Source organism: Domibacillus sp. DTU_2020_1001157_1_SI_ALB_TIR_016, assembly GCF_032341995.1.
GTDB classification, from domain to species: domain Bacteria; phylum Bacillota; class Bacilli; order Bacillales; family Domibacillaceae; genus Domibacillus; species Domibacillus indicus_A.
In genome coordinates this window covers 341,474-362,755 of record NZ_CP135438.1, presented here as the reverse complement: position 1 = coordinate 362,755, position 21,282 = coordinate 341,474, and the positions used below count along the sequence as shown (strand labels likewise).

Below are 21,282 nucleotides of genomic sequence, written 5' to 3'. Positions count from 1 at the left end.
TTTAGTTCAGTACATCTTACTGATTAAAGGAGTTTATTCATCATGCAGGTGCTACAAAAAACACAAAAAATAGTTCGCTATCAGAACCATCACGGAGAAATACACTACGGTATTGTTGAGGATGGGATAATATTACAACTGTCGAGTAATTTTCATGAACTTGTCAACAAGGAAATAAAATATGATGGGGTAAAGGTGAAATATAGTGACGTGAAAATCTTAGAGCCTGTAAAACCTTCTAAAGTGATTAATTTCGGCTGGACCTATGCAGACCATGCGAAGGAAACAGGGGGAAGGTCCAATCTTGTAGAACCAGTTATGTTCTTAAAGCCTTTATCTTCGCTCATTCCAGACAAGGGGGAAATTTCTCTTCCACCCAGTCATTTAACCAACCAGGTAGAACTTGAAGGGGAAGTGGCCCTTGTGATTGGGAAGCGCGGAAAAAACATTAAAGAAGAGGATGCGATGGATTACGTTTTTGGCTGTACTATATTAAATGATGTTACAGCGAGAGACCTTACAAAAAGTGATCCTCAGTTTACGCGAGGCAAAGGTTTTGATACTTTTGGACCTTTAGGACCGTGCATCGTTACTGGTCTAGATCCTTCAAATTTGCGAATCGTCACAACTTTAAACGGTAACGTTGTACAAGATGGGAACACAAATCAAATGACCCTTACTATTCCGTACCTTATAAGTTGGATATCGCAAGTCATGACACTAGAGCCTGGTGATATTTTGGCAACAGGTTCACCTTCTGGCAGTTGTCCCTTGAAGTCAGGAGATGTAGTAGTTGTTGAAGTAGAACGGATCGGTAAGCTTTGTAATTATGTGCAATAGAAGATGATGTAAAAATAATATTAGTCGCTTCGATGCTGAAACATCGAAGCGACCTTTTTAACAAAATGCTGTGCTGCTATTATGATACGTACAAAAATGCACGATCTACCACAAATCAGTTATTCTAATTGCTTTAAGCAGTTCGAACGGCCGGAAAACCGTAACCGACTAACAATGGAGAGGAAGATTATTAAGTGAAATACTTCGCTGTTTTTTTGCCAATGTTAAATCAGGAGAAGAGTCAAGAATACCGCGCGCAGCATCTTAACTATTTAGAGCAGAAACACAAGGAAGGCAAGATATTTGCCAATGGCCGATTTGCTGACAATACTGGAGGATTAGTTATTTATCGAGTTGGTTCATTAGAAGAAGTGGAACAAATCGCAAAACAAGATCCTTATGTTACTGAAGGAGCAAGAGAGTGTGAAATTCACGAATGGGAAATGGTCAGCGACGCAGTTTTACCCTATTAATTTGAAAATACATAGGTTGTTCGTGAAAAGTAGGGAACATTAATAAGGATAGAAAAAAAGATTGTTGTTTGCCTCAAAAAAGGGTTACAGGCAAGAATTGCAGCTCAATTTGTGGAGTTAGCATCTTCTTTTAACAGTGAAATCATGATTATTAAAAAAGAAAGATCATTATCAGCTAAAAGTATTATTGGGGTTATGGGCGCGGCGATTAGGTCTGGAGAAGACATCGTAAGAGCTTTTAAGCGGCTTGGCTATCCATTCAAGACAATGGATTATATAAATAAAGAATCTTGAAAACCTTGTTATGTCGGGCTTTTAAAGCCTAAAAATGTGTAAATAAATTTTTATATTATTATATATTTATACAAAAATATCTAACAAAACAGACGCTTTCCACATATGACCTTGCTTACTTATTTGACGATCTTTCTATAATTGATCGAAATAATTCATGATTAAGTGAGTGTCAATTTCACTTTTGAGATCCAGAAAGTAAAAAAGAAGGAGCAATAACAGTCTTCAGGCTGTTATTGCTCCTTCTTTTTATTAAGCATTTAATTTCATTGGGATCATTGCGCTTCTTTTCACCACATTCAATGTCCGCGGCTTTCCCTGTTCCCAGGTTACATAGCCGGACGCCTTTAAACGATCCAGATGGCCTTTTACTGTAGAAGAAGACTTTAACTCAACCGCGTCACCTATTTCACGAATAGACGGGGGATAGTTTTTCGCACTGACATAGTCATCTATAAACTGGAGCATTTTTTCCTGGCGTGCAGACAGTTGTTTAAGCATAAGCTTTTCTCCTTTGCGGTGCTTTTCCGGCTGCTAAAATGTTGGACCGCTTAAATTTTCGGATTTGTTGCCTCTTTAAGCAGTAAGCATGGATGTGAATGTCATCTATTTTCCTCACAATGATACTTCGATCCGTAATCTTATCATCATCTGCCATGTACATAAGTGATATGAGTTCTTTTTGTTCCAGCGATATTTGAAACAATCCATTCATTTTAACAGCCTCCTCTTTACAATTTCATTATACCGAACAAATGTTCATAATTCAATAAATAAACGAACATATTTTCGGTTAAAAGAGGAATGATAAAAAAAGTTTTCATTGTCAGCAGGAATATTTGTTCTTATACTGAAATATATACTATATACGAACATATATTCTCATTGAAAGGAGTTATCTTGGATGAAGAAATTGTATAACGACCGCGGAATGATGAAATGGCAGGGGCTTATCCTAGCCGAGCATGCTGAAATGATGGAAAGAGAAAAAAGCAAACCGGTGAAAACGGACATCCTATTTGACGAACAGCAGTTGGAGGAATTCGACCGAATCATTCAAAGCTCACTCCATCTGGAAAGAGAAGTGGTGTTTAAGATGAATACCTTCGGTGACCATGACCTGCTGCAGGTAAATGGGATTGTCTCAGAATTTTGCCGGCTGACCGGCCAGTATCCATATATAAAGCTGAAAGGGTATAATTCCAAGTTTCGATTAGATGAGATGGTGTCTATTTCATTTGCCGCGGGAGACGATGAATATGGTGAGGCCTATTGATGACGAGCACCTGCCGCGCAGGGATGTATTTTGCATTGACGTGAAATCCTTCTTTGCTAGTGTAGAGGCTGTACGCCGCAGGATTCATCCGCTATATGCTTATGTGATTGTGATCGCCCATAAAGAACGGTCCGGTTCCGTGGTGCTGGCTGCCTCACCACGGGTAAAAAAAGAATTCGGTATTAAAACAGGATCACGGAATTATGAGATACCGAAGGATCCACGTTTAATCATTGTCGAACCCTCTATGGCTCTTTATTTAAAAGTAAATAAAATGATCCTGGATATTTTTCGCCGCTTTGTAGCGGAAGAAGATCTGCATTGCTATTCCATTGATGAAGCGTTTCTTGATGTAACGGCTTCAAGAAGGCTCTTTGGCGATAAATTCACGATCGCCCGCACCATTCAGCGTACGGTCTGGCAGGAGCTCCGTCTGGTTGTCACCATAGGGATTGGCGACAATCCACTGCTTGCGAAGCTGGCTCTTGATAACGAAGGAAAAAACGCTCCTAACGGGATTTCTTACTGGTCATATGAGGATGTCCCAGCTAAGGTGTGGGCGATTGACCCTATAACAGATATGTGGGGAATATCTAACGGCTATGCCAAGGCTCTTTACAATATAGGGGTTGAATCGGTAAAAGACATTGCTCACGCAGATAAGTGGAAACTAAAGCGGAAATTTGGTGTGCTGGGGGAGCAGCTTTATTATCATGCCTGGGGAATTGATTACAGCGTGATATCTGAGAAGGCAGGGGCACGTGAAAAGTCCTTTTCCAAAGGGCAGATTCTGTTAAGGGATTATTACAGGGAAGATGAGATCGTTATTGTCATCAAAGAAATGACAGAGGATGTTGCAATGCGTCTGCGCCAGCATGGAGCTGCGGCAGCAGGGATTGCGCTTGGCATATCTTACAGCCGGGATATTGAGGACCGTGGCTTCAGGCATCAAATAGTGTTGCCAAGAAGCACAAACAAAACAGCTGAACTGTGTGAGCACTTTGTCCGTCTGTTTAAACAGTATTGGGACGGTCAGCCAGTACGCCAGATCCATGTAGTGTGCAGTAAACTACAGCCGGCAGTACATGAACAGATTGATTTATTTACGCCCCCTGAACTGGATGAAAGGCGCCATGTTTTAGACGAAACAATCGATCAAATACGTGACCGTTTTGGCAAAAAAGCGATTTTTCACGCGTATAGCCTAATGAAAGGCGGCACGTATCTTCAACGAGCCGGGCATATTGGAGGGCATAAAGGGGCTTCTTTCTAATTCCATATAAGGGTACTAGCATTAGCTAGCACCTTCTTTTGTTCGTTACATAAATACAGTTGCATTTGCTAATTAAACTCCTTACTAAAAATATATTTTTATATCAATAAATTTTTATACTAATAAATATTTATATAAAATTTATTGATGGAGAAAAACGCTTACTAGAAAAAATGATGTATCATTATTAAGTAACCGGCACACTTTTTTACTAGTCTTTAAAGAAACTGAGAGATTTTGTATTAAAGAGTAAAAAGTTTGTGAAGGAATACACTTAAATTAACGGGGCAGTTTAATGGAATAAGGAAATTGATAAAAAAGTCACTGATTAAACACCAACCAGTGACTTAACTCTAATGTTTTTGCTATCTGGTCTACGAAATAATATGTTTGTCCTGTTGCTTAACTAATTACTCATTTATAAGAAAATTGTGGCATTTTAGGAGGGCTTCCCTAAATTCTTTACTAACTCTTTCTGAATCGTAGGCACAAACAGAAAGAAGTTTTGTTTCGGTAACAATTTTATTCGCTTCATTTTCAGAATCTAATAATTTTTTACTTACGTTCCGCTCCTCCCGCCATTCTATATGAGCCCAGCTTCGGACAACTAAATCTGGTTCTGAATAACCTTTTACTAATTTCGGGAGATAATCGAAAATAGAATTGATTCTAAAGTCTCCCTTTGCATAATAGAAGTCATAATTATTAACGAATGTCACTTTTTCTAAGCGGCTTTCATTCGATAACTCTGTAAGTCTTTTTTTAATCAACGAAGTAATTCGGTCATTTTCTATAATGATAGAATATTCATTGAGTTCTAAACCTGAAATGATAAAGTCGACCACATTTGAAATATACTGATTCTGATTCTCGAAAAAATATAATACATGGCCCTTGGTAAGGTTTTTAATTTCATTAACTTCTATTAAATGCGTACTTTCCAAATGTACACCCCATTTAATTATTGACATATAATGCTTGTCAATAAAGTTTAGCATACATTGATATTGAAAGGGATTTCGCCGTGAAAATTTCCCTTAACGAGGCAGCATTCTTGTAAATATTAAAAATGAAATTGTATTAAAAGCTAAAATTGTGAAGAAATGCACTTAAACTATAGGGGTGCGTTAATTTAATAAGCAATAAATTAGGACCACACATATTAGATACGTCTAAAATGTGTGGTCCTTTTAATATCAACTGTTTTACGCAACTAACCTAAATATAAAGCGTCATGATCGTTATCAAAGAAATGACAGAAGATGTGGCTATGTGTTGCGCCAGCAGGGACGGCGCTTGGCATATCTTACAGCCGGGATATTGAGGACTGCGGCTTTAGGCATCAAATATTGCTTCCAAGAAGTACAAATAAGACAGCTGAACTATGTGAGCACTTTGTCCGGCTGTTTAAAAAGTATTGGGACGGACAGCCGGTACGCCAGATCCATGTAGTATGCAGTAAATTACAGCCTGCAGCACATGAACAAATAGATTTATTTACGCCCCCTGAACTGGATGAAAGGCGGTACTTATCTTCAGCGAGCGGGTCATATTAGAGGCCACAAAGGGGCTTCTACCTAATTCCACATAAGGGTACTAGCATTTAGCTAGCACCTTCTTTTGTTCGTTACATATACGCAAATATACTTGTTATAGAAACCCTCCGTAACCTTTTTCCAAAAAGGTTTGTACAGATCAACAATCAAAAATACAACAGTTCACCATTTTCTCATCCCGTACTCTCCCGCTTTCTCCTAATCATGGCGATAACAAGTAAAAATAAGGGAATGAAAAATAAAAAAACATGATAGGACCAACTGAGGAAACCTCCAATCATTTTGATCGACTCGGCATTATTCGTATAAACAGACATCGGTATAATAAGGAGACTGAGAACATAAACAGCTGTTTTATGATGCTTCGCTTTAGTGATGCTAGCTGCACTCAATGCAGCTAAGTAGAAATAGTTCATAAACGAAGTAATGGAGAAAACAGCCCAAAAAACAAGAAAAATAAGATCCAGTCGTTCCACGATACCAAATTCAATTGATTTAATCATATAAATGATCGGTTCTGGGATGTGTTTTAACTTAGCTGTGCTAAAAAAACTAAATGCGCAAAGCGCAAGCAATGTAAATAGAGTAGTGGCGGCAAGGCTTGCTCCTGCAGCGGCTTTCCATTTTCCTTTATTGTTCGCCTGAGTAAGGGGAAAAAGCCAGAGCAGCATTTCCATTCCAGCTAATGAATAAATGGCTTTTTGGGCGCCTGCTACAATGTTCTGTACACCGGAAGACCCAATGGGCAGTAAATAATAAACATTCAAGTACTTCAATATAAAGAGAAAAATCATGAGCACACCCATCAGAAAAAAGGACATCAGTACGTGAAACCGAGCGATCACCCGAATATCTTCTTGAATCAAATAGACTGTAATAGCGGTAACAATGACCGCAAACACAATGGGTGGTGTACGAGGGAACGCCCAATCTGCGGCAATCGAAAGAAAAACTGCTAATATCTGGCTGGTTGTCATAAAAAATAAGAACATATAAAGCGCTATAATCAGCACACTAATCGCTCGTCCGACAATGAGCGGCAAAAATTCAGGTAATGCCTTATTGGGAAAGCGGGAAGCCAGCAGCCAAATCACGATAATTCCTATCTGCATGTAAAAGCCCATCAGTAGGATCGATAACCAGCCGTCTTTTCCTGCCACTTGATGCACGTCGTATGGAAGAGAGAGAATCCCAGAGCCAACATAGGTTTGCAGCATAAAGAAAAAGAGCTGCCAGGTTGAAATGCTTGCTTCCCTTTTCATTTTTTCACCCACTGTCTTCCTTCTGCTTTTTTCAGCGTTCGCTGGATAGCTGTATTTACGCTCGTCGATGAAACGACATAAGACGAGATAGCAGTTAAGACAACTACAATCACCGTAAGTTTGGCACAAGTCCAGCTCCAACAACCGCATCTCCGATGAAAGGACGGCTAGCAATGCCTGTCGTCTGCCCAATCGGTAATGGCAGCCGGATTCCCGCATCCATGGAAACAGAGACCGAGCAGAATCTTCGTGCAGCTCTTCCATTCGCTCTGAGAGCATGATTTTAAATTTGTCGAAAGAAACTCTCTTTTTTATATTGCTGGAATCAGGCATCAATGTAAAAGCCGCCATGGTTCCGGATGCTGACTTCCCGAATATACCGCCTTCATCCTGTTGCCAAAATAACATCATCGATCGTATCTTTTTCAGTAGGATGCAAAAAATCTGGTGTTTTATACATAAAAAAGAACCAGCCTATGTTGGTGGGCTGACAATTGCTTGTAGGATAGGATCAAAGCACCCTCTTAAACAGCTATCTGCCGATTACAGCATTATAACTGAGAAGGTAGGAGCTCTGAAGAACCTTTCCAAAGGGCAGATTCCTTTACTGGATTATTACAGGGAAGGCGAATCATCAAAGAAATGACAGAGGATGTGGCGATGCGTTTGCGCCAGCATGGGGCTGCAGGGATCGCTCTTGACATATCTTACAACCGGGATATTGAGGACCACGGCTTCAAGCATCAAATATTGCTTCCAAGAAGGACAAATAAGACAGCTGAACTATGTGAGCACTTTGTGCAGCTCTATAAAAAGTATTGGGACGGACAGTCAGTACGCCAGATCCATGTAGTGTGCAGTAAATTACAGCCTGCAGCACATGAACAGATTGATTTATTTACACCCTCTGAACTGGATGAAAGGCGTCATGTTCTGGATGAAACCATCGATCAAATACGTGACCGGTTTGATAAAAAAGCGATTTTTCACGCGTATAGCCTAATGAAAGGCAGCACTTATCTTCAACGGGCCAGTCATATTGGAGGGCATAAAGGGGCTTCTACCTAATTCCATATAAGGGTACTAGCATTAGCTAGCACCTTCTTTTATTCGTTACATATGTACAATTATATTTTCTATTTAAACGCCTTGTTAAAAATATATTTTTATATCAATTAATTTAAAAACGCTTCCTAGAAAAAAATGATGTATCGTTATTAAGTAACCTATACACTTTTTACTAGTCGTTAAAGAAACTGAGGGATTTTGTACTAAAGAGTAAAAAGTTTGTGAAGGAATACACTTAAACTAAGAAGCAGGTTAGCTGAAGAAGAGCAATCAATGCAGTAACGTTGACAGCTAAAAATAACCGTGATATATTTAGCTGGCTAAATATCTTTGGCTAGAGGAGGTTCATCTATGAAGGTTAGTGTTGACTGTGATATTCGTATGTCCTTGGATAAAGTTTCTTCCCAAATGCGTCGGAATTATAGTGAGAGCCTTAGAGAACTTAATCTTTATGTAGGCCAAAATAATTTACTCTGGCGTTTGTGGCTGGGTGATGGAATAACACAAATGCAGCTATGTGAACATTTAAAATGCGAACCGCCTACGGTAACAAATATGGTTAAATCGCTAGAGCAGAATGGTTTCATATACCGTAAACGTGATGAAGAAGATGCAAGGGTTATGCGAATTTATCTAACGGACAAAGGCAAAGAATTAGAAGAACCCGTTGAATTTAAATGGAAACAGCAGCAAGAAAAATTACTACAGTCAATTTCAGCCGAAGAACGCTTAATATTAAGGGATTTATTAAAGCGTATGGAGAAAAACTTATACTAAGTTTTCTCTCTAAATATATATTTAGTATACTAAATGCATATTTAGCACCCTAAATATATATTTAGAAGCCATGAAGGTACTCTGGCCAGAACGTTGCACTAGTAAATTAGCCAAGGAGGTAAAAAATATTTACCAAACTAAGTATTTTTTTAACCAACTGAAGGTTGTTGAAAATAATCGTAAGCAGGAGGATTCAATAATGAATAATAGAATATGCGAAATATTAAATATAGAAAAACCGATTATACAGGGCCCGATGTCTTGGGTTACTAATGCCGAATTTGTTGCAGCGGTAAGCAATGCTGGTGGATTAGGATTTCTAGGTCCAAATGCCGGTCAGGTTGATATAACTCGTTCACCCGAAATAAGTGCGGAAAGAATGAGAACTGAAATACAAAAAACAAAATCATTAACTAATAAGCCATTTGGATTACCTGTAATCGTAAATCGTGATTTAGCTTACACATGGCCAATTTTAGAAACAGTTATTGACGAGAAAGTTCCTGTTGTTCTTGTGAACGGTGTACTGGATGAAAGAATCTTTAAACCATTAAAAGAAAACAATATTAAAATTGTTTATAGACCCCTTAATCCTACTATTGAAGATGCAAAAGCTGCAGAAGAATTTGGAATAGATGTTTATGTAGCGACTGGATTCGATGAAGGTGGTACGGTTCCAGAACGAGTTATTGGAACATTTTCGATTGTTCCAATGATTGTAGATGCTATAAATACCCCTGTAATGGCAGCTGGTGGTATTGGAGACGTTAGAGGAGTGCGGGCCGCATTTGCTTTAGGCGCTGAAGGTGTGTTTGCTGGCAGTGTCTTTATTCCAACAAAAGAAAATCCAGCAGCAGAAAACGTGAAACAAATGATGGTAGATGCTACAGCAGAAGATTTACTAATGTTCCGTACTTTACCAGCATACTATCGTTCTTTACCTACTAAATTAGCGAATAAACTAGTCGAGATGGATAAACAAGGGGTTAGTCGTGAAGAAATAGCAAAAATGATGCGTGGATCAATTGGAATGCGTATCGGCATGCTAGAAGGCAATACAGACGATGGCTATATTTCTGTAGGTACTGGAATTACGCCAGTTAAAGAAATCAGAACTGTAAAAGAAGTGGTTGATACTTTAATGCAAGACTTTAATTAAAAGAGTCTTCGGAATACACAGTGGAATTACCTTTTCAATAGTTATAAACATTCAACTTATAACTCGGATTATTTGGCGGTATGTTAGGTCAAACACTAGTAAAATTAGATTCGATATTCGAAGGCATCACATGCAAAATAAATTTCACCCTAAACTAAAAAATAGTTTAATGAAATCAGAGTTTCTGAAGTGAGGTAATTTTTAATCAATATTTAGGAGAGATTCGTATGGAAACAAAGATTAATATTGTAGCCCTTATCAGGAAGTAGCCGGAAAAAAATCATCAACTCAAAAAGCACTTAATAGCTTAAAAAAATTCATGCCAGACAGTGTTGAATATGAAATATACAATGGTATTGAAAAACTTCCGCATTTTAATCGTGATTTAGATAATGATAAACCACCAGTAGAGGTGCAAGTATATAGAGAATTGCTTTCAAGAGCAGATGGAGTCATTATCTGTACACCCGAATATATAAAGGGTGTACCTGGTGTCTTGAAAAATGCTTTAGAATGGTTGGTGTCGTCTGCTGAGCTTTATACGAAACCAGTAGCGGTTATTACAGCTTCATGTGATGGGGAAAATGCTCATCAAGCATTACAACTCAATTTAAGTATGTTAAATGCGAATGTATTTGATGGTGGAGCATTATTAATTTCAGGAGCAAACAATAAATTGAACGAAGACGGGGAATTTGTAAAAAATGAGGTTAATTCCTCACTAAAGTTATTAGTATCTAAATTGCTTGAAGAAGTCAATAAGAAAGGTTCTTTTTGAGAATCCGTGTTTTAGATAAATAAAAAGGACAACGAAAGGAAAACTTTCCACACTTATTAAGAATTTGGAGAAGGGTGACTTATAGACCCTTTTCCACCATAAAGTCCGAATAGCCCTAAAAAATAAACGGTTATTACTTAAATTGATTTACAAGGAGATATAGAAATGAAGAAGCAATACAATACGCGTGCCATCTTGGCATCGCTGCTTATCTGCGGTTTTGTCGGCATGTTTAGCGAGACCGCTTTAAACATCGCAATGACTAATTTAATGGAAGTGTTCCAAATTTCGGCCGCAACCGCACAGTGGTTAACAACCGGTTTCCTGCTGACTCTTGGCATTTTAATGCCGATGAGCGGGCTGCTGCTGCAGAGGTTTACAACGAGACAGCTGTTCACAGGTTCGCTCATAAGCTTAATCATGGGTACACTCATTGCGGCACTCGCGTTCAATTTTGAAATGTTGATGGTCGCTCGAGTTTTACAGGCGGCAGGCATGGGGTTATTGCTGCCGCTCATGTTCAATACGATTCTTGTCATATACCCGCCGGAAAAGCGGGGGGCGGCGATGGGTTTTGTTGGACTTGTGATCATGTTTGCGCCAGCAACCGGCCCGACCATTGGCGGTCTATTAATTGAGTATTTAACATGGCATTATATCTTCTGGTTATCGCTGCCGTTCCTAATTATTGGGTTGTTGGTAGGACTGAAGTATTTGGAAAATGTCACCGATGTTACGAAGCCCCGGATCGATCTGCTGTCTGTCGCATTGTCAACGATCGGCTTTGGAGGAGTTGTCTTCGGCTTTAGTAAGGCAGGCGAGGGATCTGAAGGCTGGGGCAGCGCAGTTGTCGTCACTTCCATCATTGTTGGGCTCGTCGCGCTGGTGCTGTTCATACTGCGGCAGAACGCTATGCGCGATCCGATGATGAATCTGAGCGTTTTCAAGTACCCAATGTACGTCGTAGGGCTGCTCCTGATACTGTCGTGTATGTTGATCATGATGTCGAGCATGATTATCCTGCCGATGTTTCTGCAGACGGGTGCAGGACTGTCTGTGTTCACTGCGGGACTCATGCTTTTGCCGGGCAGCGCGCTGAACGGTATCCTCTCCCCGCGTATGGGGCGCCTGTTCGATAAATATGGGCCGAAATGGCTCGTTATTCCCGGACTCGTGATCGTTGCAATCATGTTATGGTTCTTTACGACCCTGTCTCCTGCTTCTTCAGTGGCCTTTATCGTGGCTTTGCATATCGGGCTCATGGTGGGGGTAGGCATGATATGGATGCCTGCTCAAACGAACGGGCTCAATCAATTGCCGCCGGAGCTATACCCGCACGGCACAGCAGTCATGAACACACTGCAGCAGGTCGTGGGCGCGATTGGAACAGCGGTTGCCATCAGTATCCTTACGGGCGGTATGGAGAAATACTTGCACGGCTCCTCCGCTCCGGCCAAACAGGCCGAAATGGCAAACGCGATAACGGCTGGATCACAAAACGTGTTCTTGTTCACGATGATCATAGCACTGATTGGCTTGGTCATAGCGTTCTTCATCCGCCGCGTCGTAGTCAGCCGCGAGGCGGTGCATTCGACACATTGATGTCACTGAGATTACTCCGTTCATGAAAAAGAGAATGTTTACCCCATTATTGAAGTTAACGACAATGAGGGCGCTATTCTTATAAAAAAAGAAAAGTAATCAAATTAAAAACAGCCAAGAAGATTCTTGGCTGTAAGAGACTATTTCTTTTATTAAATTGTATTTCTAGTTTGACCAAATCGAAATAATAATATACGAAACAATGGGAGAGGGATTATAAAATTCTTCTCCTATTTTCGTTAATTGAATTAAATAGTCTTCATTATACAATGGCGACATTCACGAAGAAAAAACGTATTTTTTATTGAGCTCTTAAAATGAGCATTTCCGCAATTATTGCAACGGCCATTTTTAATATCAGGACATTCTCGAATGTTATAGATTACACGGAGATTAATTTCCTGTTTTGTTTCCATGTTGCCCACCTCACTCGAATGATCATATCACTTAATTGAGCAGGAATGCTAAAGAAAATTACCCCAATTTTCCGTTGCGAAACCATAAAGAAAGAAGTTCGAAAATCCTGTTATAGCAGCCTTTTTAAGTCCAAAAATGATATAAATAAATTTTTATATTAATATATATTTGTATAAAAAATCCAACAGAAAAGGTGCTTTCTACAAGCTGAGTTCCTTAATCATTTGGTACCTTTCTATTGTGAATTTGGTTGATGTGCTATTTTCAGAAGTGCCTTCAAGTGTCTCCGTTCCAAATGCTCTATAAAAAATAACAGCTGCTTCGCCTCGCGTAATATTGTCTGTAGCTCCAAAGTACACATCCGACTTACCATATACAATTCCATGATGTTTAAGAATTGCCACAGCTTGAGTTGCACGAGCCGGCACATCTGTAAAATTCGTCTTAGGTGCAGTATAGAGATCAAGCTCCAAGTATTTAGCCAGCAGCACAGCAGCATCCACTCTTTTGATTGGTTGCTCTACTCCAAAATGAGTTTGATAACCCATAGTAATATAATTATCTACGAGGAAGTTTACAGCCTCTTCGTAAATTGTCCCATTACTATCAACGAAATGTGCGGACGCTGGTGAAACGGACGACGCAAAAATGGCTCCTGCTGCTAATGCTGCAGCCAAAATGCTCAATGGTTTTTTGGTTATTTACTCCTGTTATGTAATTTATTTGAATCCATTATAACAAATTAACAACCCCTCAACTTCCTGTTTTTCATTTAACAGTTTTCTTAATCGTTAAGTACATTTCCTCCAGTCTTTTAACTGAGTTTTCGGTTGATCTTTTGTTCGATTCATAATTTTCCTTATCCTTTAAAAATAAGTTTCAACATACGTTCCTAATAAAAAACTTAATGCAAAATCATTTTAAAGGTATGTAGTGACTTTCAATAAGGTTTTTCGCTTATGTTTTAAGTCCGGTGATAAAAGTGAATATCCCTTTACCAAGTTTGTCATTCATTTTTCTCGCCACACCTTGTACATAAGCACACTTTTACGCGAAATTCATTTTGAACGCTAAACACCTTACTGGAATGGAGCAACCCCACCTAATGTAGCTGCTTCATTTTTTGACTAATAGAATTTTTAAACAAGGACTCATTTAGCCTCAAATTGTCTTGAACCGATTTACAAGGAGTATTTTTTGTCAAATCCATCTCTACACAGTAATGAAAATTGCAGAATCTGTAATTTCGGTGATTCAACATGTAAGCAATGACAATTCTTTCTCAAAAGTATGGTATAGTGATTTTAAATATGAATTGATTGCTGCTGTGGAATGAAGGGTGGTGTACTGTGGAAAATAACCTATTTACTAATATTAAATACGCAAGAGTATATGAACAAATCGTGGAGCAAATTAGAGAACTGATTCAAGAAGGAAAGATACTTCCCGGTGAGAGGCTGCCTGGCGAGCGGGATCTTTCTTCTATGCTTGGATGCAGTAGAACTTCCTTAAGAGAAGCCCTTCGCGTATTAGAAGCTGAAGGAGTTGTGATTGCAAAACCAGGTGGTGGGCGTTATGTACAAAATGTCGACCAGCGTCTTGTAATGGAATACAGCTTTGATTCAGTAGATCTCATGAAAACAACATCCATTATTTATTTTTTAGAAGTCCGTGAAATGATTGAGCCTAACATTGCCGCGCTGGCATGTGAGCGAGCTACTGAAGAAGATATATTAAAAATGGAAAAAGCTTTGTTGAAAGTAGAAGCAGAACGAAAAAATATTGATGAAAAGCTGGTACGGGATAGTATGTTTCATTTGGCGCTGGCAGAAGCCACTCATAATTTCGTGCTTGTAACTACACTTGAAACCAATTTAAATATGCTTCAGCAGATACGGATGAAAACATTGTTATCACCTGACAGGCTTGAACGTTCAACTGCAGAACACAGAGCTATTTTTGATGCAGTGAAAAGACGGAAACCAAAAGAAGCATCAGAAGCAATGGCTGCACATTTAAAACGATTACGAGAGAGTATTTTAAATAACCAGTAACCTATTTCCTTGACCCTATCTTTAAAAGATAGGGTTTTAATTTTGAAAAACATGTTGACGCTTTCAAAAAAGTAGTGCATAATTGCAATTAACCAAACCGGTCTGACCAGTAAACCATAGGACCAATTCAAATGGAGGAAATAATTATGGCGCAAATAAACTTTGGACCATTAACAGGGTTAAAAATTATTGACGTCTCTAGTGTTATTGCTGCACCTTTTGCAGCCTGCCTGCTTGGAGATTTGGGGGCTGAAGTGATAAAGGTTGAACTCCCTGGCAAAGGAGATGCTACAAGAGGGCTTGGGCCTTGGAAAGATGAAGAATCGTTAAGGTGGCCCGGACTTTCAAGAAATAAACGTTCTTTAACACTTGATATTCGTACGGAAGAAGGAAGAGAAATTTTTAAAGAATTAGTCAGAACAGCAGATGCTGTTATCGAAAATTTTCGTCCAGGTACATTAGAAAAATGGGGTCTAGGATATGAAGTCCTGAAAGAAGTAAACCCTAATATCGTTTTAACAAGACAATCTGGCTATGGTCAGACAGGTCCTTATGCAGGGAAAGCAGGATTTGGAACCCCATGCACTGCTTTTTCAGGTTACACATACTTGCAGGGATTTTCAGACAGACCTCCTGTAAGCCCCGCTTTTTCATTGTTAGATTATGTTTCAGGCATTTTTGTGGCTTTTGGTACTGTAAGCGCTCTCTACCATAGGGATAAAAACAATGCAGAAGGACAAGTCGTTGAATTAGGATTATACGAAGCGATGTTCCGAATGATGGAGTTCCTAATTGCCGAGCATGATCAATTAGGGAAAGTAAGAGAAAGAAGCCCGATGTTAGCAGGGCATTCGAGTCCGGCGGGCACGTACCAGACCAAAGATGGAAAATGGGTAGTTCTTGTCTGCAGTACAGAAAAAACGTGGACTAGGCTGGCAGAATCAATGGGAAGAGCAGACTTAATTGATGATCCACGTTATAAAACAAACATGGAACGTATGCAAAACGATGAAGATTTGCAAAAGATCGTGAAAGAGTTCATCGGGAGTCTTAATAATGATGAGCTTCTTGAAAAAATGGATACTGAAGGTGTGCCAGTTTCCCCAATTCTAAGTATTGAAGATATTTTCAATAATCCACAGTACAAAGCGCGGGAAAACATTTTAGAAGTGGAACATCCCCGTCTTGGATCTGTAAAAGTGCCTGGCATCGTGCCAAAGTTTTCTGCTACTCCGGGCAAAATTAGACACCGCGCGCCTGATCTTGGTGAACATAACGAAGAAATTCTTAGAAATGAAATTGGGTTAACAGAAGAACAAATTGCACAATTATATGAAAAAGGAGTCATCTAACATGATAGAAAATACATTGATGCTTCCTAAAAAAGCAACAATTTGGGAAGTGTGCCCGCGAGATGGGTTTCAAATGGAACGTAAATGGATTCCAACGGAACAAAAGATCCGGCTTATTCATCGTTTTGCTGATACAGGGATTAAGCATATTGAAGTTACTTCGTTTGTTCATCCAAAAGCCATTCCGCAGCTGAAGGATGCTGAAGAGGTTGTAAAAAGTGTTCAAGATTTAACAGATGTAAAATTTCGTGCCTTAATTCCGAATGTGAGGGGAGCAGAACGAGCCATTGGTGCGGGTGTGAAAAAGCTGAAATTGTTACTTTCTGCGACGGATTCTCACAGCTTGGCAAATTCTAATGCCACGGTAAAAGACGCGCAGGCAAAACTTCTTCCAATTGTTGATTTGGCCCATAAAAGCAATATTGAAATCAGCGGATCAATCTCAGTTGCTTTCGGATGTCCTTTTGAAGGAAAAGTACCTGTGGAACGATTGCTTTCAATCCTTGAAGACTATCGCAAAATGGGGGTAACTGAAATTTCTTTAGCGGATACAAGCGGTACAGGCGATCCAAAACTCATTTACGATGTTTTAGGTGTAATGAAACAGGAGTTTCCAGAATTCATATTTTCTATGCACCTTCATAATACAAGGGGGATGGCATTTGCAAATGCAGTAGCAGCACTCCAGCAGGGTGTTACCATTTTTGATAGTTCAGCAGCAGGTCTTGGAGGCTGCCCGTATGCACCAAATGCGGCAGGCAATATTGCATCTGAAGATATCGTTCATGCCTTTCATGAAATGGGCATTGAGACAGGAATTGATTTAGATAAATTGCTTGAGGCGGCAAAAGAGGTAAAGAAAACAATTGGGCATGACGGAGGAAGCTTCCTGTTGAAAGCTGGCCCAAATTCACAGCTTCACTGTAAACCAGCAGGACAAGAAAAACTAGGATAAGAAAAGGCTTAGAGAGCCTTTTCTTATCTGTCCAATGAAAGCGCTATCTAAAAAGAGGGGGGAAGCCAATGCTAACATTTTTAGGGTTTTTAATGATCGTCGTTTTTATGTATTTAATTATGAGTAATAAAATGAATGCTCTGCATGCGCTTATATTAATTCCAGCCGTATTTGCTCTTTTTGCAGGTTTCACAGATGTGGGCGACATGATTATAGGTGGGGCTGAAACGGTAGCTTCAACCGCCATCATGGTGACTTTCGCTATATTGTATTTTGGAACGTTGATTGATGCGGGAATGTTTGATCCATTAGTGAATAAAGTGGTTAAAATTTCAAAAGGTGACCCTCTGAAAATAACGGTTGGAACGGCCATTCTTTCTTTACTGGTGGGTTTAGACGGCGATGGAACCATTACGTATCTAATTGTTGTCACAGCATTTTTACCCCTCTATGAACGTTTAGGCATGAACAAACTGATCCTCGCCTGTTTACCGGCGATGTCGATGGGGATTATGAATGTTCTTCCTTGGGGCGGGCCGACTGCACGTGTTATGTCTGTTTTTGACTATGATGCAATGACAGTACTTGCCCCGCTGATTCCTTCCATTATCGCAGCGGCTCTTTATGTAGTAGGTCTGGGTGTTTTCTTTGGCTTAAGAGAAAGAAAACGGCTGGGTATCCAAAGAATTTCTGTTGATCATGAAGTGGAAGATGAAATGGCAGCAACTGTAACCGAATCAGCTAAATCATTAAAAAGACCTAAGCTATTTTGGTTTAATTTGTTTATTACCATTTTATTAGTTGTAGGGTTATTAACAGCTGTTCTTCCATTACCTGCTTTGTTTATGCTTGGATACGTTATCGTGACCATTGTCAATTACCCGAATTTAAGCGATCAAAAAGCGAGAATCGAAGCACATGCTGGGAATGTTTTGACGGTTGTTTCACTTATATTTGCTGGAGGGGCATTCGCCGGTATATTAGAAGGTACTGGAATGGTAGATGCCATGGCAACCTCTATGGTCAAAGTGATTCCTGATTTCCTTGCTCCGCAGCTTCCATTAATTGTAGGTCTAACAAGCATGCCATTCACTTTCCTTATGGCAAACGATCCTTACTATTTTGGTATTGTTCCTATTCTAGCTGAAACTGCTTCACAAGTTGGAATCGATAAGCTGGAAATTGCACAGGCATCACTTCTTGGACAGCCTCTTCATTTGTTAAGCCCGCTTGTTGGCTCTGTTTATGTATTAATTGGACTTGTCGGTGTAAGTTTCCGTGATCATATTAAATTCTCTACTAAATACGCTGCTGGCAGTGCTCTTGTCATGATAGTGGTTGGTATTATTACAGGTGCATTGTCCATTTAATTGAAGGCTGTTTTATAAAGATAATTGAGTAAGACACAAACCTTCCTTAGTAAAATTCACAACATTTTAACAAGAGGCAGCTTTCAAGAAATTTGAAGGCTGTTTTTTTCTTATTGATCGGAACGTCTCAAAAACGATCGTTTTTGAGATGTTTTTTGGAACAGCTTATTTTGACTAAAATTCTATGTTTTTTTCGTCTCAAAACATTGCTCAAAACCTATGTCTTCTTAATCATCTGTTATGTGCAGAAACTCATAAGAATTGATACTCTTTTGCCGATGCAGACATACCAACTGCCGTATTAAGGTCCTTTCTGTCTCCATTCTCATGCCTCTAAGTACATTTTTACGTGAGATTAATAAAGCTAAAAAGAAACTTTTAAAATATACCGTATATCACTTTTTTGTTCCGTTTGCTCTATAATCGATTAGTAAAAGCCTGGAGGTGGAGAAATGCTTCCACAAGATAGACAAAGTGAGATCATGAAACAATTACATGGATTTAAGACAGTCAAAATTTCAGAACTCAGCAAAGGGTTAAATGTAACAAGAGAAACAATACGAAAAGATTTATATAAAATGGAGGAAAAAGGACTTGTTCGTAAAGTTCATGGTGGGGCAATTTTAAATAAAGCAAACTTGTAAACAAGCTATATTAATCGTAAAAATACGAATGAAAAAAGAAGTATTGCAAAGCAGGCATCCGAATTTGTAGAAAATGGAGACACTCTTTATATAGACTATGGAACAACAGCCTTACTTTTCACTCGTGAAATTTTAAGCAAGAAAGATTTGACCATTGTTACTAACTGATATGACTTTGCTGGCTCTCCAACTTTTCATTAGTTATGTCCAATATACTCAAGTGAGTAAATATGTGTTTTGGTTAAATCAATGACTTCTTGGATAAATTCCTCCTGGGTTTCCTTAAAGCCGTTGCTTATCCAATTTTGAAGAAGTCCGTAAAAGCCATAGGCTGTATAACGTTTAAAATAATCCATACTGACTGGAATGTTGTTAATTGTTTCAAAAATAAATTGTTCTTTGTAGATTTTTTGAATTGTTTGAGGGAACCCCGTGTGCAAGCCTGGCAACGTATCATCATAGTTAATCAGTTCGAAAAAATTCCGGTTTTTATAAATATAAGAAACCATATTAAAAGAGGGGGCGTTTAGATTAGCTGTATAAATTTTGTGACCGGGTACATAGGGTCTGCCTACTGAGGCTTCTAATCCTTGAAGCATGGAAACAAGCAGGTCTTCAGCTAGTTCAATTTTATCTGGGTAATGCACATAAAAGGTGCTGCGATTATAAGAGGCATAGTCGACAATGTTTTTAACAGTAACAGAGTGGTAACCTTTCTCTTTTATAAGTTCGGTTAATGCTTGCTTTAAATGTTCTTTTGTCCGATTTTTTCGTTGAGATGACGTGTTTTTTTCAATAGTCATGAAAACCTCCCCTTAAAATAGACAGATTTATCATAAGTGTCTGACTAGTAGACACTTAATGATATCTTAATGATTGTTAAAAGTGAATCAAAGAGTACAATTAAATTGTGAACCAAACAGCTTGGATATTTAATTTATCCAGCACTTTTTTCTAGAACGCAGTAAAGCAATTTTAGTACTAGGGAGGAGCTAGAATGAGGAAATTGCAGGACAAAGTAGCTATGATTACCGGCGGAGTATCTGGTATTGGGGCAGCAACAGCACGTTTATTCGTTTCAGAAGGAGCCAAAGTGGTTCTTGTTGATTTAAATGAGGACAAAGGAAAAACGTTTGAGGAAGAATTGAAAGCGCTTAATAACGAAGTCCTTTTTATAAAAGCCAATATTACGAGCGAAGAAGAAGTTGCAAATGTTTTTAAACAAACGGTTGAAGCGTTCGGCAAAGTCGATGTTGTCTTTAACAATGCGGGTATCGGCCGAGTTCATCCTTCACATGATTTAGATTACTCAGAATGGCGCAATACTGTAAATGTTGACTTAGACGGCGTCTTCTTAATAGCACGTGAGTCCATTTGCGAAATGTTAAAAACAGGCGGCGGTACGATTGTTAATACGGCATCGATGTATGGCTGGGTTGGATCACCTGGTTCAGCAGCCTATAACGCAGCTAAAGGTGGCGTGGTTAATTTAACTCGTTCACTTGCACTTGAGTATGCAGAGCAAAATATTCGTATTAACGCATTATGTCCAGGTTTTATTGATACGCCTATTATCCCGGAAGAAAGCAAGCAAGCTTTAGCCGCAGCCACACCGTTAAAACGCCTTGGCAAAGCAGAAGAAATGGCAAAAGCAGTGTTATTCTTGGCTTCTGATGATTCTTCCTATATGACTGGTAGCAGTTTAATAGTTGATGGCGGATACACGGCTCAGTAATCAACCATCAGGACAAATCTTTTGCTTCAGTTGTAAAACAGTGAATTGTTCTTTTTGATGTCTAACTTTGTGAGAGTAATTAAACCACCTGGTGGCTAATTAGGAAAAGGTGACTTACACGGTTATATAGACTTAACTTGGGATATATTAAATCAGCATCATTCAAGAGATTATCTAACATAAAGTAATGAAGCGATTCGGCAAACCAGAAGAAATTGCTTATTTAGTTGCATTCTTATTGTCTGATCAAGCAAATTTTATAAACGCAGCCGTTATTCCGATTGATGGGGGACAATCGTATAAATATTAAAAAAGAGTTTAAAAACAAAGGAGACTTCAAAAGAGTAATTTCTGAAATGAATATAGAAACAAAACAACAAAGTACCCCATCATAAAC

24 protein-coding genes and 2 pseudogenes are annotated in these 21,282 nt (G+C 39.0%); 20 read left to right on the top strand and 6 right to left on the bottom strand.

Features of this window, described 5'->3' with window-relative positions; all coding sequences use genetic code 11:
* The first annotated feature begins 42 nt into the window (after positions 1-42).
* The 3 genes from RRU94_RS01720 (at position 43) to RRU94_RS01710 (ending at position 1,607) form a co-directional block, all read left to right on the top strand.
* Positions 43-840 (top strand): fumarylacetoacetate hydrolase family protein, encoded by a 798-nt coding sequence (locus RRU94_RS01720; protein WP_315691532.1) that lies wholly within the window; start codon positions 43-45, stop codon positions 838-840.
* A gap of 194 nt (positions 841-1,034) precedes the next feature.
* A complete protein-coding gene (locus RRU94_RS01715) occupies positions 1,035-1,313 on the top strand; it encodes a YciI family protein (protein WP_315691531.1) in 279 nt (92 codons plus the stop codon).
* 42 nt (positions 1,314-1,355) lie between these two features.
* On the top strand, positions 1,356-1,607 hold the full coding sequence (locus tag RRU94_RS01710; RefSeq protein WP_315691918.1) for an HPr family phosphocarrier protein: 252 nt from the start codon (positions 1,356-1,358) through the stop codon (positions 1,605-1,607).
* Between the two features lie 252 nt (positions 1,608-1,859).
* On the opposite strand, the gene RRU94_RS01705 is transcribed toward RRU94_RS01710, so the two are convergent.
* On the bottom strand, positions 1,860-2,108 hold the full coding sequence (locus RRU94_RS01705) for a LexA family protein (protein WP_315691530.1): 249 nt from the start codon (positions 2,106-2,108) through the stop codon (positions 1,860-1,862).
* Entirely contained in the window at positions 2,101-2,322 is a 222-nt protein-coding gene (locus RRU94_RS01700) for a hypothetical protein (RefSeq protein ID WP_315691529.1), read from the bottom strand. The genes RRU94_RS01705 and RRU94_RS01700 overlap by 8 nt, the downstream gene beginning before the upstream one ends.
* Before the next feature lie 189 nt (positions 2,323-2,511).
* On the opposite strand from RRU94_RS01700, the gene RRU94_RS01695 reads away from it, so the two are divergent.
* Both RRU94_RS01695 and RRU94_RS01690 read left to right on the top strand, forming a co-directional pair.
* On the top strand, positions 2,512-2,883 hold the full coding sequence (locus tag RRU94_RS01695; RefSeq protein WP_315691528.1) for a YolD-like family protein: 372 nt from the start codon (positions 2,512-2,514) through the stop codon (positions 2,881-2,883).
* The gene (locus RRU94_RS01690; RefSeq protein ID WP_315691527.1) at positions 2,867-4,156 is read left to right on the top strand and encodes a Y-family DNA polymerase; all 1,290 of its coding nucleotides are present in this window, start codon (positions 2,867-2,869) and stop codon (positions 4,154-4,156) included. Before RRU94_RS01695 ends, RRU94_RS01690 begins: the two co-directional genes overlap by 17 nt.
* Before the next feature lie 410 nt (positions 4,157-4,566).
* Here RRU94_RS01690 and RRU94_RS01685 read toward each other — a convergent pair whose 3' ends face one another.
* Entirely contained in the window at positions 4,567-5,100 is a 534-nt protein-coding gene (locus RRU94_RS01685) for an MEDS domain-containing protein (RefSeq protein ID WP_315691526.1), read from the bottom strand.
* A 318-nt stretch (positions 5,101-5,418) separates the two neighbouring features.
* Here RRU94_RS01685 and RRU94_RS01680 point away from each other — a divergent pair, with 318 nt between their 5' ends.
* Positions 5,419-5,712 carry a DinB/UmuC family translesion DNA polymerase gene (locus RRU94_RS01680; RefSeq protein WP_315691525.1) on the top strand — a complete coding sequence of 98 codons (294 nt, stop codon included), beginning with the start codon at positions 5,419-5,421 and terminating at the stop codon, positions 5,710-5,712.
* Positions 5,713-5,885: 173 nt separating this feature from the next.
* On the opposite strand, the gene RRU94_RS01675 is transcribed toward RRU94_RS01680, so the two are convergent.
* Entirely contained in the window at positions 5,886-6,986 is a 1,101-nt protein-coding gene (locus tag RRU94_RS01675; RefSeq protein WP_315691524.1) for a GerAB/ArcD/ProY family transporter, read from the bottom strand.
* Positions 6,987-7,263: 277 nt separating this feature from the next.
* On the opposite strand from RRU94_RS01675, the gene RRU94_RS01670 reads away from it, so the two are divergent.
* The 6 genes and pseudogenes from RRU94_RS01670 (at position 7,264) to RRU94_RS01645 (ending at position 12,358) form a co-directional block, all read left to right on the top strand.
* Positions 7,264-7,620, top strand: a complete 357-nt coding sequence (locus RRU94_RS01670; protein ID WP_315691523.1) for a hypothetical protein — start codon at positions 7,264-7,266, stop codon at positions 7,618-7,620.
* Positions 7,617-8,042, top strand: coding sequence for a DinB/UmuC family translesion DNA polymerase (locus RRU94_RS01665; RefSeq protein ID WP_410492947.1), 426 nt, complete (start codon positions 7,617-7,619; stop codon positions 8,040-8,042). The genes RRU94_RS01670 and RRU94_RS01665 overlap by 4 nt, the downstream gene beginning before the upstream one ends.
* A gap of 351 nt (positions 8,043-8,393) precedes the next feature.
* The gene (locus RRU94_RS01660; RefSeq protein ID WP_315690614.1) at positions 8,394-8,819 is read left to right on the top strand and encodes a MarR family winged helix-turn-helix transcriptional regulator; all 426 of its coding nucleotides are present in this window, start codon (positions 8,394-8,396) and stop codon (positions 8,817-8,819) included.
* Between the two features lie 199 nt (positions 8,820-9,018).
* Complete coding sequence (locus RRU94_RS01655) at positions 9,019-9,978, top strand: NAD(P)H-dependent flavin oxidoreductase (protein ID WP_315691522.1); 960 nt, start codon at positions 9,019-9,021, stop codon at positions 9,976-9,978.
* A 286-nt stretch (positions 9,979-10,264) separates the two neighbouring features.
* A pseudogene (locus tag RRU94_RS01650) lies at positions 10,265-10,756 on the top strand (NADPH-dependent FMN reductase); the annotation flags it as partial.
* A 141-nt stretch (positions 10,757-10,897) separates the two neighbouring features.
* Complete coding sequence (locus RRU94_RS01645; RefSeq protein WP_410492965.1) at positions 10,898-12,358, top strand: DHA2 family efflux MFS transporter permease subunit; 1,461 nt, start codon at positions 10,898-10,900, stop codon at positions 12,356-12,358.
* Positions 12,359-12,975: 617 nt separating this feature from the next.
* On the opposite strand, the gene RRU94_RS01640 is transcribed toward RRU94_RS01645, so the two are convergent.
* On the bottom strand, positions 12,976-13,452 hold the full coding sequence (locus RRU94_RS01640) for an S-layer homology domain-containing protein (RefSeq protein WP_315691520.1): 477 nt from the start codon (positions 13,450-13,452) through the stop codon (positions 12,976-12,978).
* A gap of 672 nt (positions 13,453-14,124) precedes the next feature.
* Between RRU94_RS01640 and RRU94_RS01635 the strand changes: the two genes are divergently transcribed.
* From RRU94_RS01635 to RRU94_RS25635, 6 genes are all read left to right on the top strand, one after another.
* A complete protein-coding gene (locus RRU94_RS01635) occupies positions 14,125-14,829 on the top strand; it encodes a FadR/GntR family transcriptional regulator (RefSeq protein ID WP_315691519.1) in 705 nt (234 codons plus the stop codon).
* Positions 14,830-14,975: 146 nt separating this feature from the next.
* Positions 14,976-16,181, top strand: coding sequence for a CaiB/BaiF CoA transferase family protein (locus RRU94_RS01630; protein ID WP_315691916.1), 1,206 nt, complete (start codon positions 14,976-14,978; stop codon positions 16,179-16,181).
* A 1-nt stretch (position 16,182) separates the two neighbouring features.
* Positions 16,183-17,136, top strand: coding sequence for a hydroxymethylglutaryl-CoA lyase (locus RRU94_RS01625; RefSeq protein ID WP_315691518.1), 954 nt, complete (start codon positions 16,183-16,185; stop codon positions 17,134-17,136).
* A gap of 68 nt (positions 17,137-17,204) precedes the next feature.
* On the top strand, positions 17,205-18,506 hold the full coding sequence (locus tag RRU94_RS01620) for a CitMHS family transporter (RefSeq protein WP_315691517.1): 1,302 nt from the start codon (positions 17,205-17,207) through the stop codon (positions 18,504-18,506).
* Between the two features lie 452 nt (positions 18,507-18,958).
* Positions 18,959-19,150 (top strand): DeoR family transcriptional regulator, encoded by a 192-nt coding sequence (locus tag RRU94_RS01615; RefSeq protein ID WP_315691516.1) that lies wholly within the window; start codon positions 18,959-18,961, stop codon positions 19,148-19,150.
* Between the two features lie 9 nt (positions 19,151-19,159).
* Positions 19,160-19,318 carry a sugar phosphate isomerase family gene (locus RRU94_RS25635; protein WP_410492964.1) on the top strand — a complete coding sequence of 53 codons (159 nt, stop codon included), beginning with the start codon at positions 19,160-19,162 and terminating at the stop codon, positions 19,316-19,318.
* 29 nt (positions 19,319-19,347) lie between these two features.
* On the opposite strand, the gene RRU94_RS01610 is transcribed toward RRU94_RS25635, so the two are convergent.
* Positions 19,348-19,953 carry a TetR/AcrR family transcriptional regulator gene (locus tag RRU94_RS01610; protein WP_315691515.1) on the bottom strand — a complete coding sequence of 202 codons (606 nt, stop codon included), beginning with the start codon at positions 19,951-19,953 and terminating at the stop codon, positions 19,348-19,350.
* Positions 19,954-20,147: 194 nt separating this feature from the next.
* On the opposite strand from RRU94_RS01610, the gene RRU94_RS01605 reads away from it, so the two are divergent.
* Positions 20,148-20,885, top strand: coding sequence for an SDR family NAD(P)-dependent oxidoreductase (locus RRU94_RS01605; RefSeq protein ID WP_315691514.1), 738 nt, complete (start codon positions 20,148-20,150; stop codon positions 20,883-20,885).
* Positions 20,886-21,072: 187 nt separating this feature from the next.
* Positions 21,073-21,195 (top strand): annotated as a pseudogene (locus tag RRU94_RS01600) (SDR family oxidoreductase); the annotation flags it as partial.
* Between the last annotated feature and the right edge of the window lie 87 nt (positions 21,196-21,282).

What these genes read in the sequence shown, in the direction of transcription:
- RRU94_RS01720 (WP_315691532.1), top strand. Translation starts at nt 43, where the DNA reads ATGCAGGTGCTACAAAAAACACAAAAAATAGTTCGCTATCAGAACCAT.
- RRU94_RS01705 (WP_315691530.1), bottom strand. Translation starts at nt 2,108, where the DNA reads ATGCTTAAACAACTGTCTGCACGCCAGGAAAAAATGCTCCAGTTTATA.
- RRU94_RS01700 (WP_315691529.1), bottom strand. Translation starts at nt 2,322, where the DNA reads ATGAATGGATTGTTTCAAATATCGCTGGAACAAAAAGAACTCATATCA.
- RRU94_RS01695 (WP_315691528.1), top strand. Translation starts at nt 2,512, where the DNA reads ATGAAGAAATTGTATAACGACCGCGGAATGATGAAATGGCAGGGGCTT.
- RRU94_RS01690 (WP_315691527.1), top strand. Translation starts at nt 2,867, where the DNA reads ATGGTGAGGCCTATTGATGACGAGCACCTGCCGCGCAGGGATGTATTT.
- RRU94_RS01680 (WP_315691525.1), top strand. Translation starts at nt 5,419, where the DNA reads ATGTGGCTATGTGTTGCGCCAGCAGGGACGGCGCTTGGCATATCTTAC.
- RRU94_RS01665 (WP_410492947.1), top strand. Translation starts at nt 7,617, where the DNA reads ATGACAGAGGATGTGGCGATGCGTTTGCGCCAGCATGGGGCTGCAGGG.
- RRU94_RS01660 (WP_315690614.1), top strand. Translation starts at nt 8,394, where the DNA reads ATGAAGGTTAGTGTTGACTGTGATATTCGTATGTCCTTGGATAAAGTT.
- RRU94_RS01655 (WP_315691522.1), top strand. Translation starts at nt 9,019, where the DNA reads ATGAATAATAGAATATGCGAAATATTAAATATAGAAAAACCGATTATA.
- RRU94_RS01630 (WP_315691916.1), top strand. Translation starts at nt 14,976, where the DNA reads ATGGCGCAAATAAACTTTGGACCATTAACAGGGTTAAAAATTATTGAC.
- RRU94_RS01625 (WP_315691518.1), top strand. Translation starts at nt 16,183, where the DNA reads ATGATAGAAAATACATTGATGCTTCCTAAAAAAGCAACAATTTGGGAA.
- RRU94_RS01620 (WP_315691517.1), top strand. Translation starts at nt 17,205, where the DNA reads ATGCTAACATTTTTAGGGTTTTTAATGATCGTCGTTTTTATGTATTTA.
- RRU94_RS01615 (WP_315691516.1), top strand. Translation starts at nt 18,959, where the DNA reads ATGCTTCCACAAGATAGACAAAGTGAGATCATGAAACAATTACATGGA.
- RRU94_RS01610 (WP_315691515.1), bottom strand. Translation starts at nt 19,953, where the DNA reads ATGACTATTGAAAAAAACACGTCATCTCAACGAAAAAATCGGACAAAA.
- RRU94_RS01605 (WP_315691514.1), top strand. Translation starts at nt 20,148, where the DNA reads ATGAGGAAATTGCAGGACAAAGTAGCTATGATTACCGGCGGAGTATCT.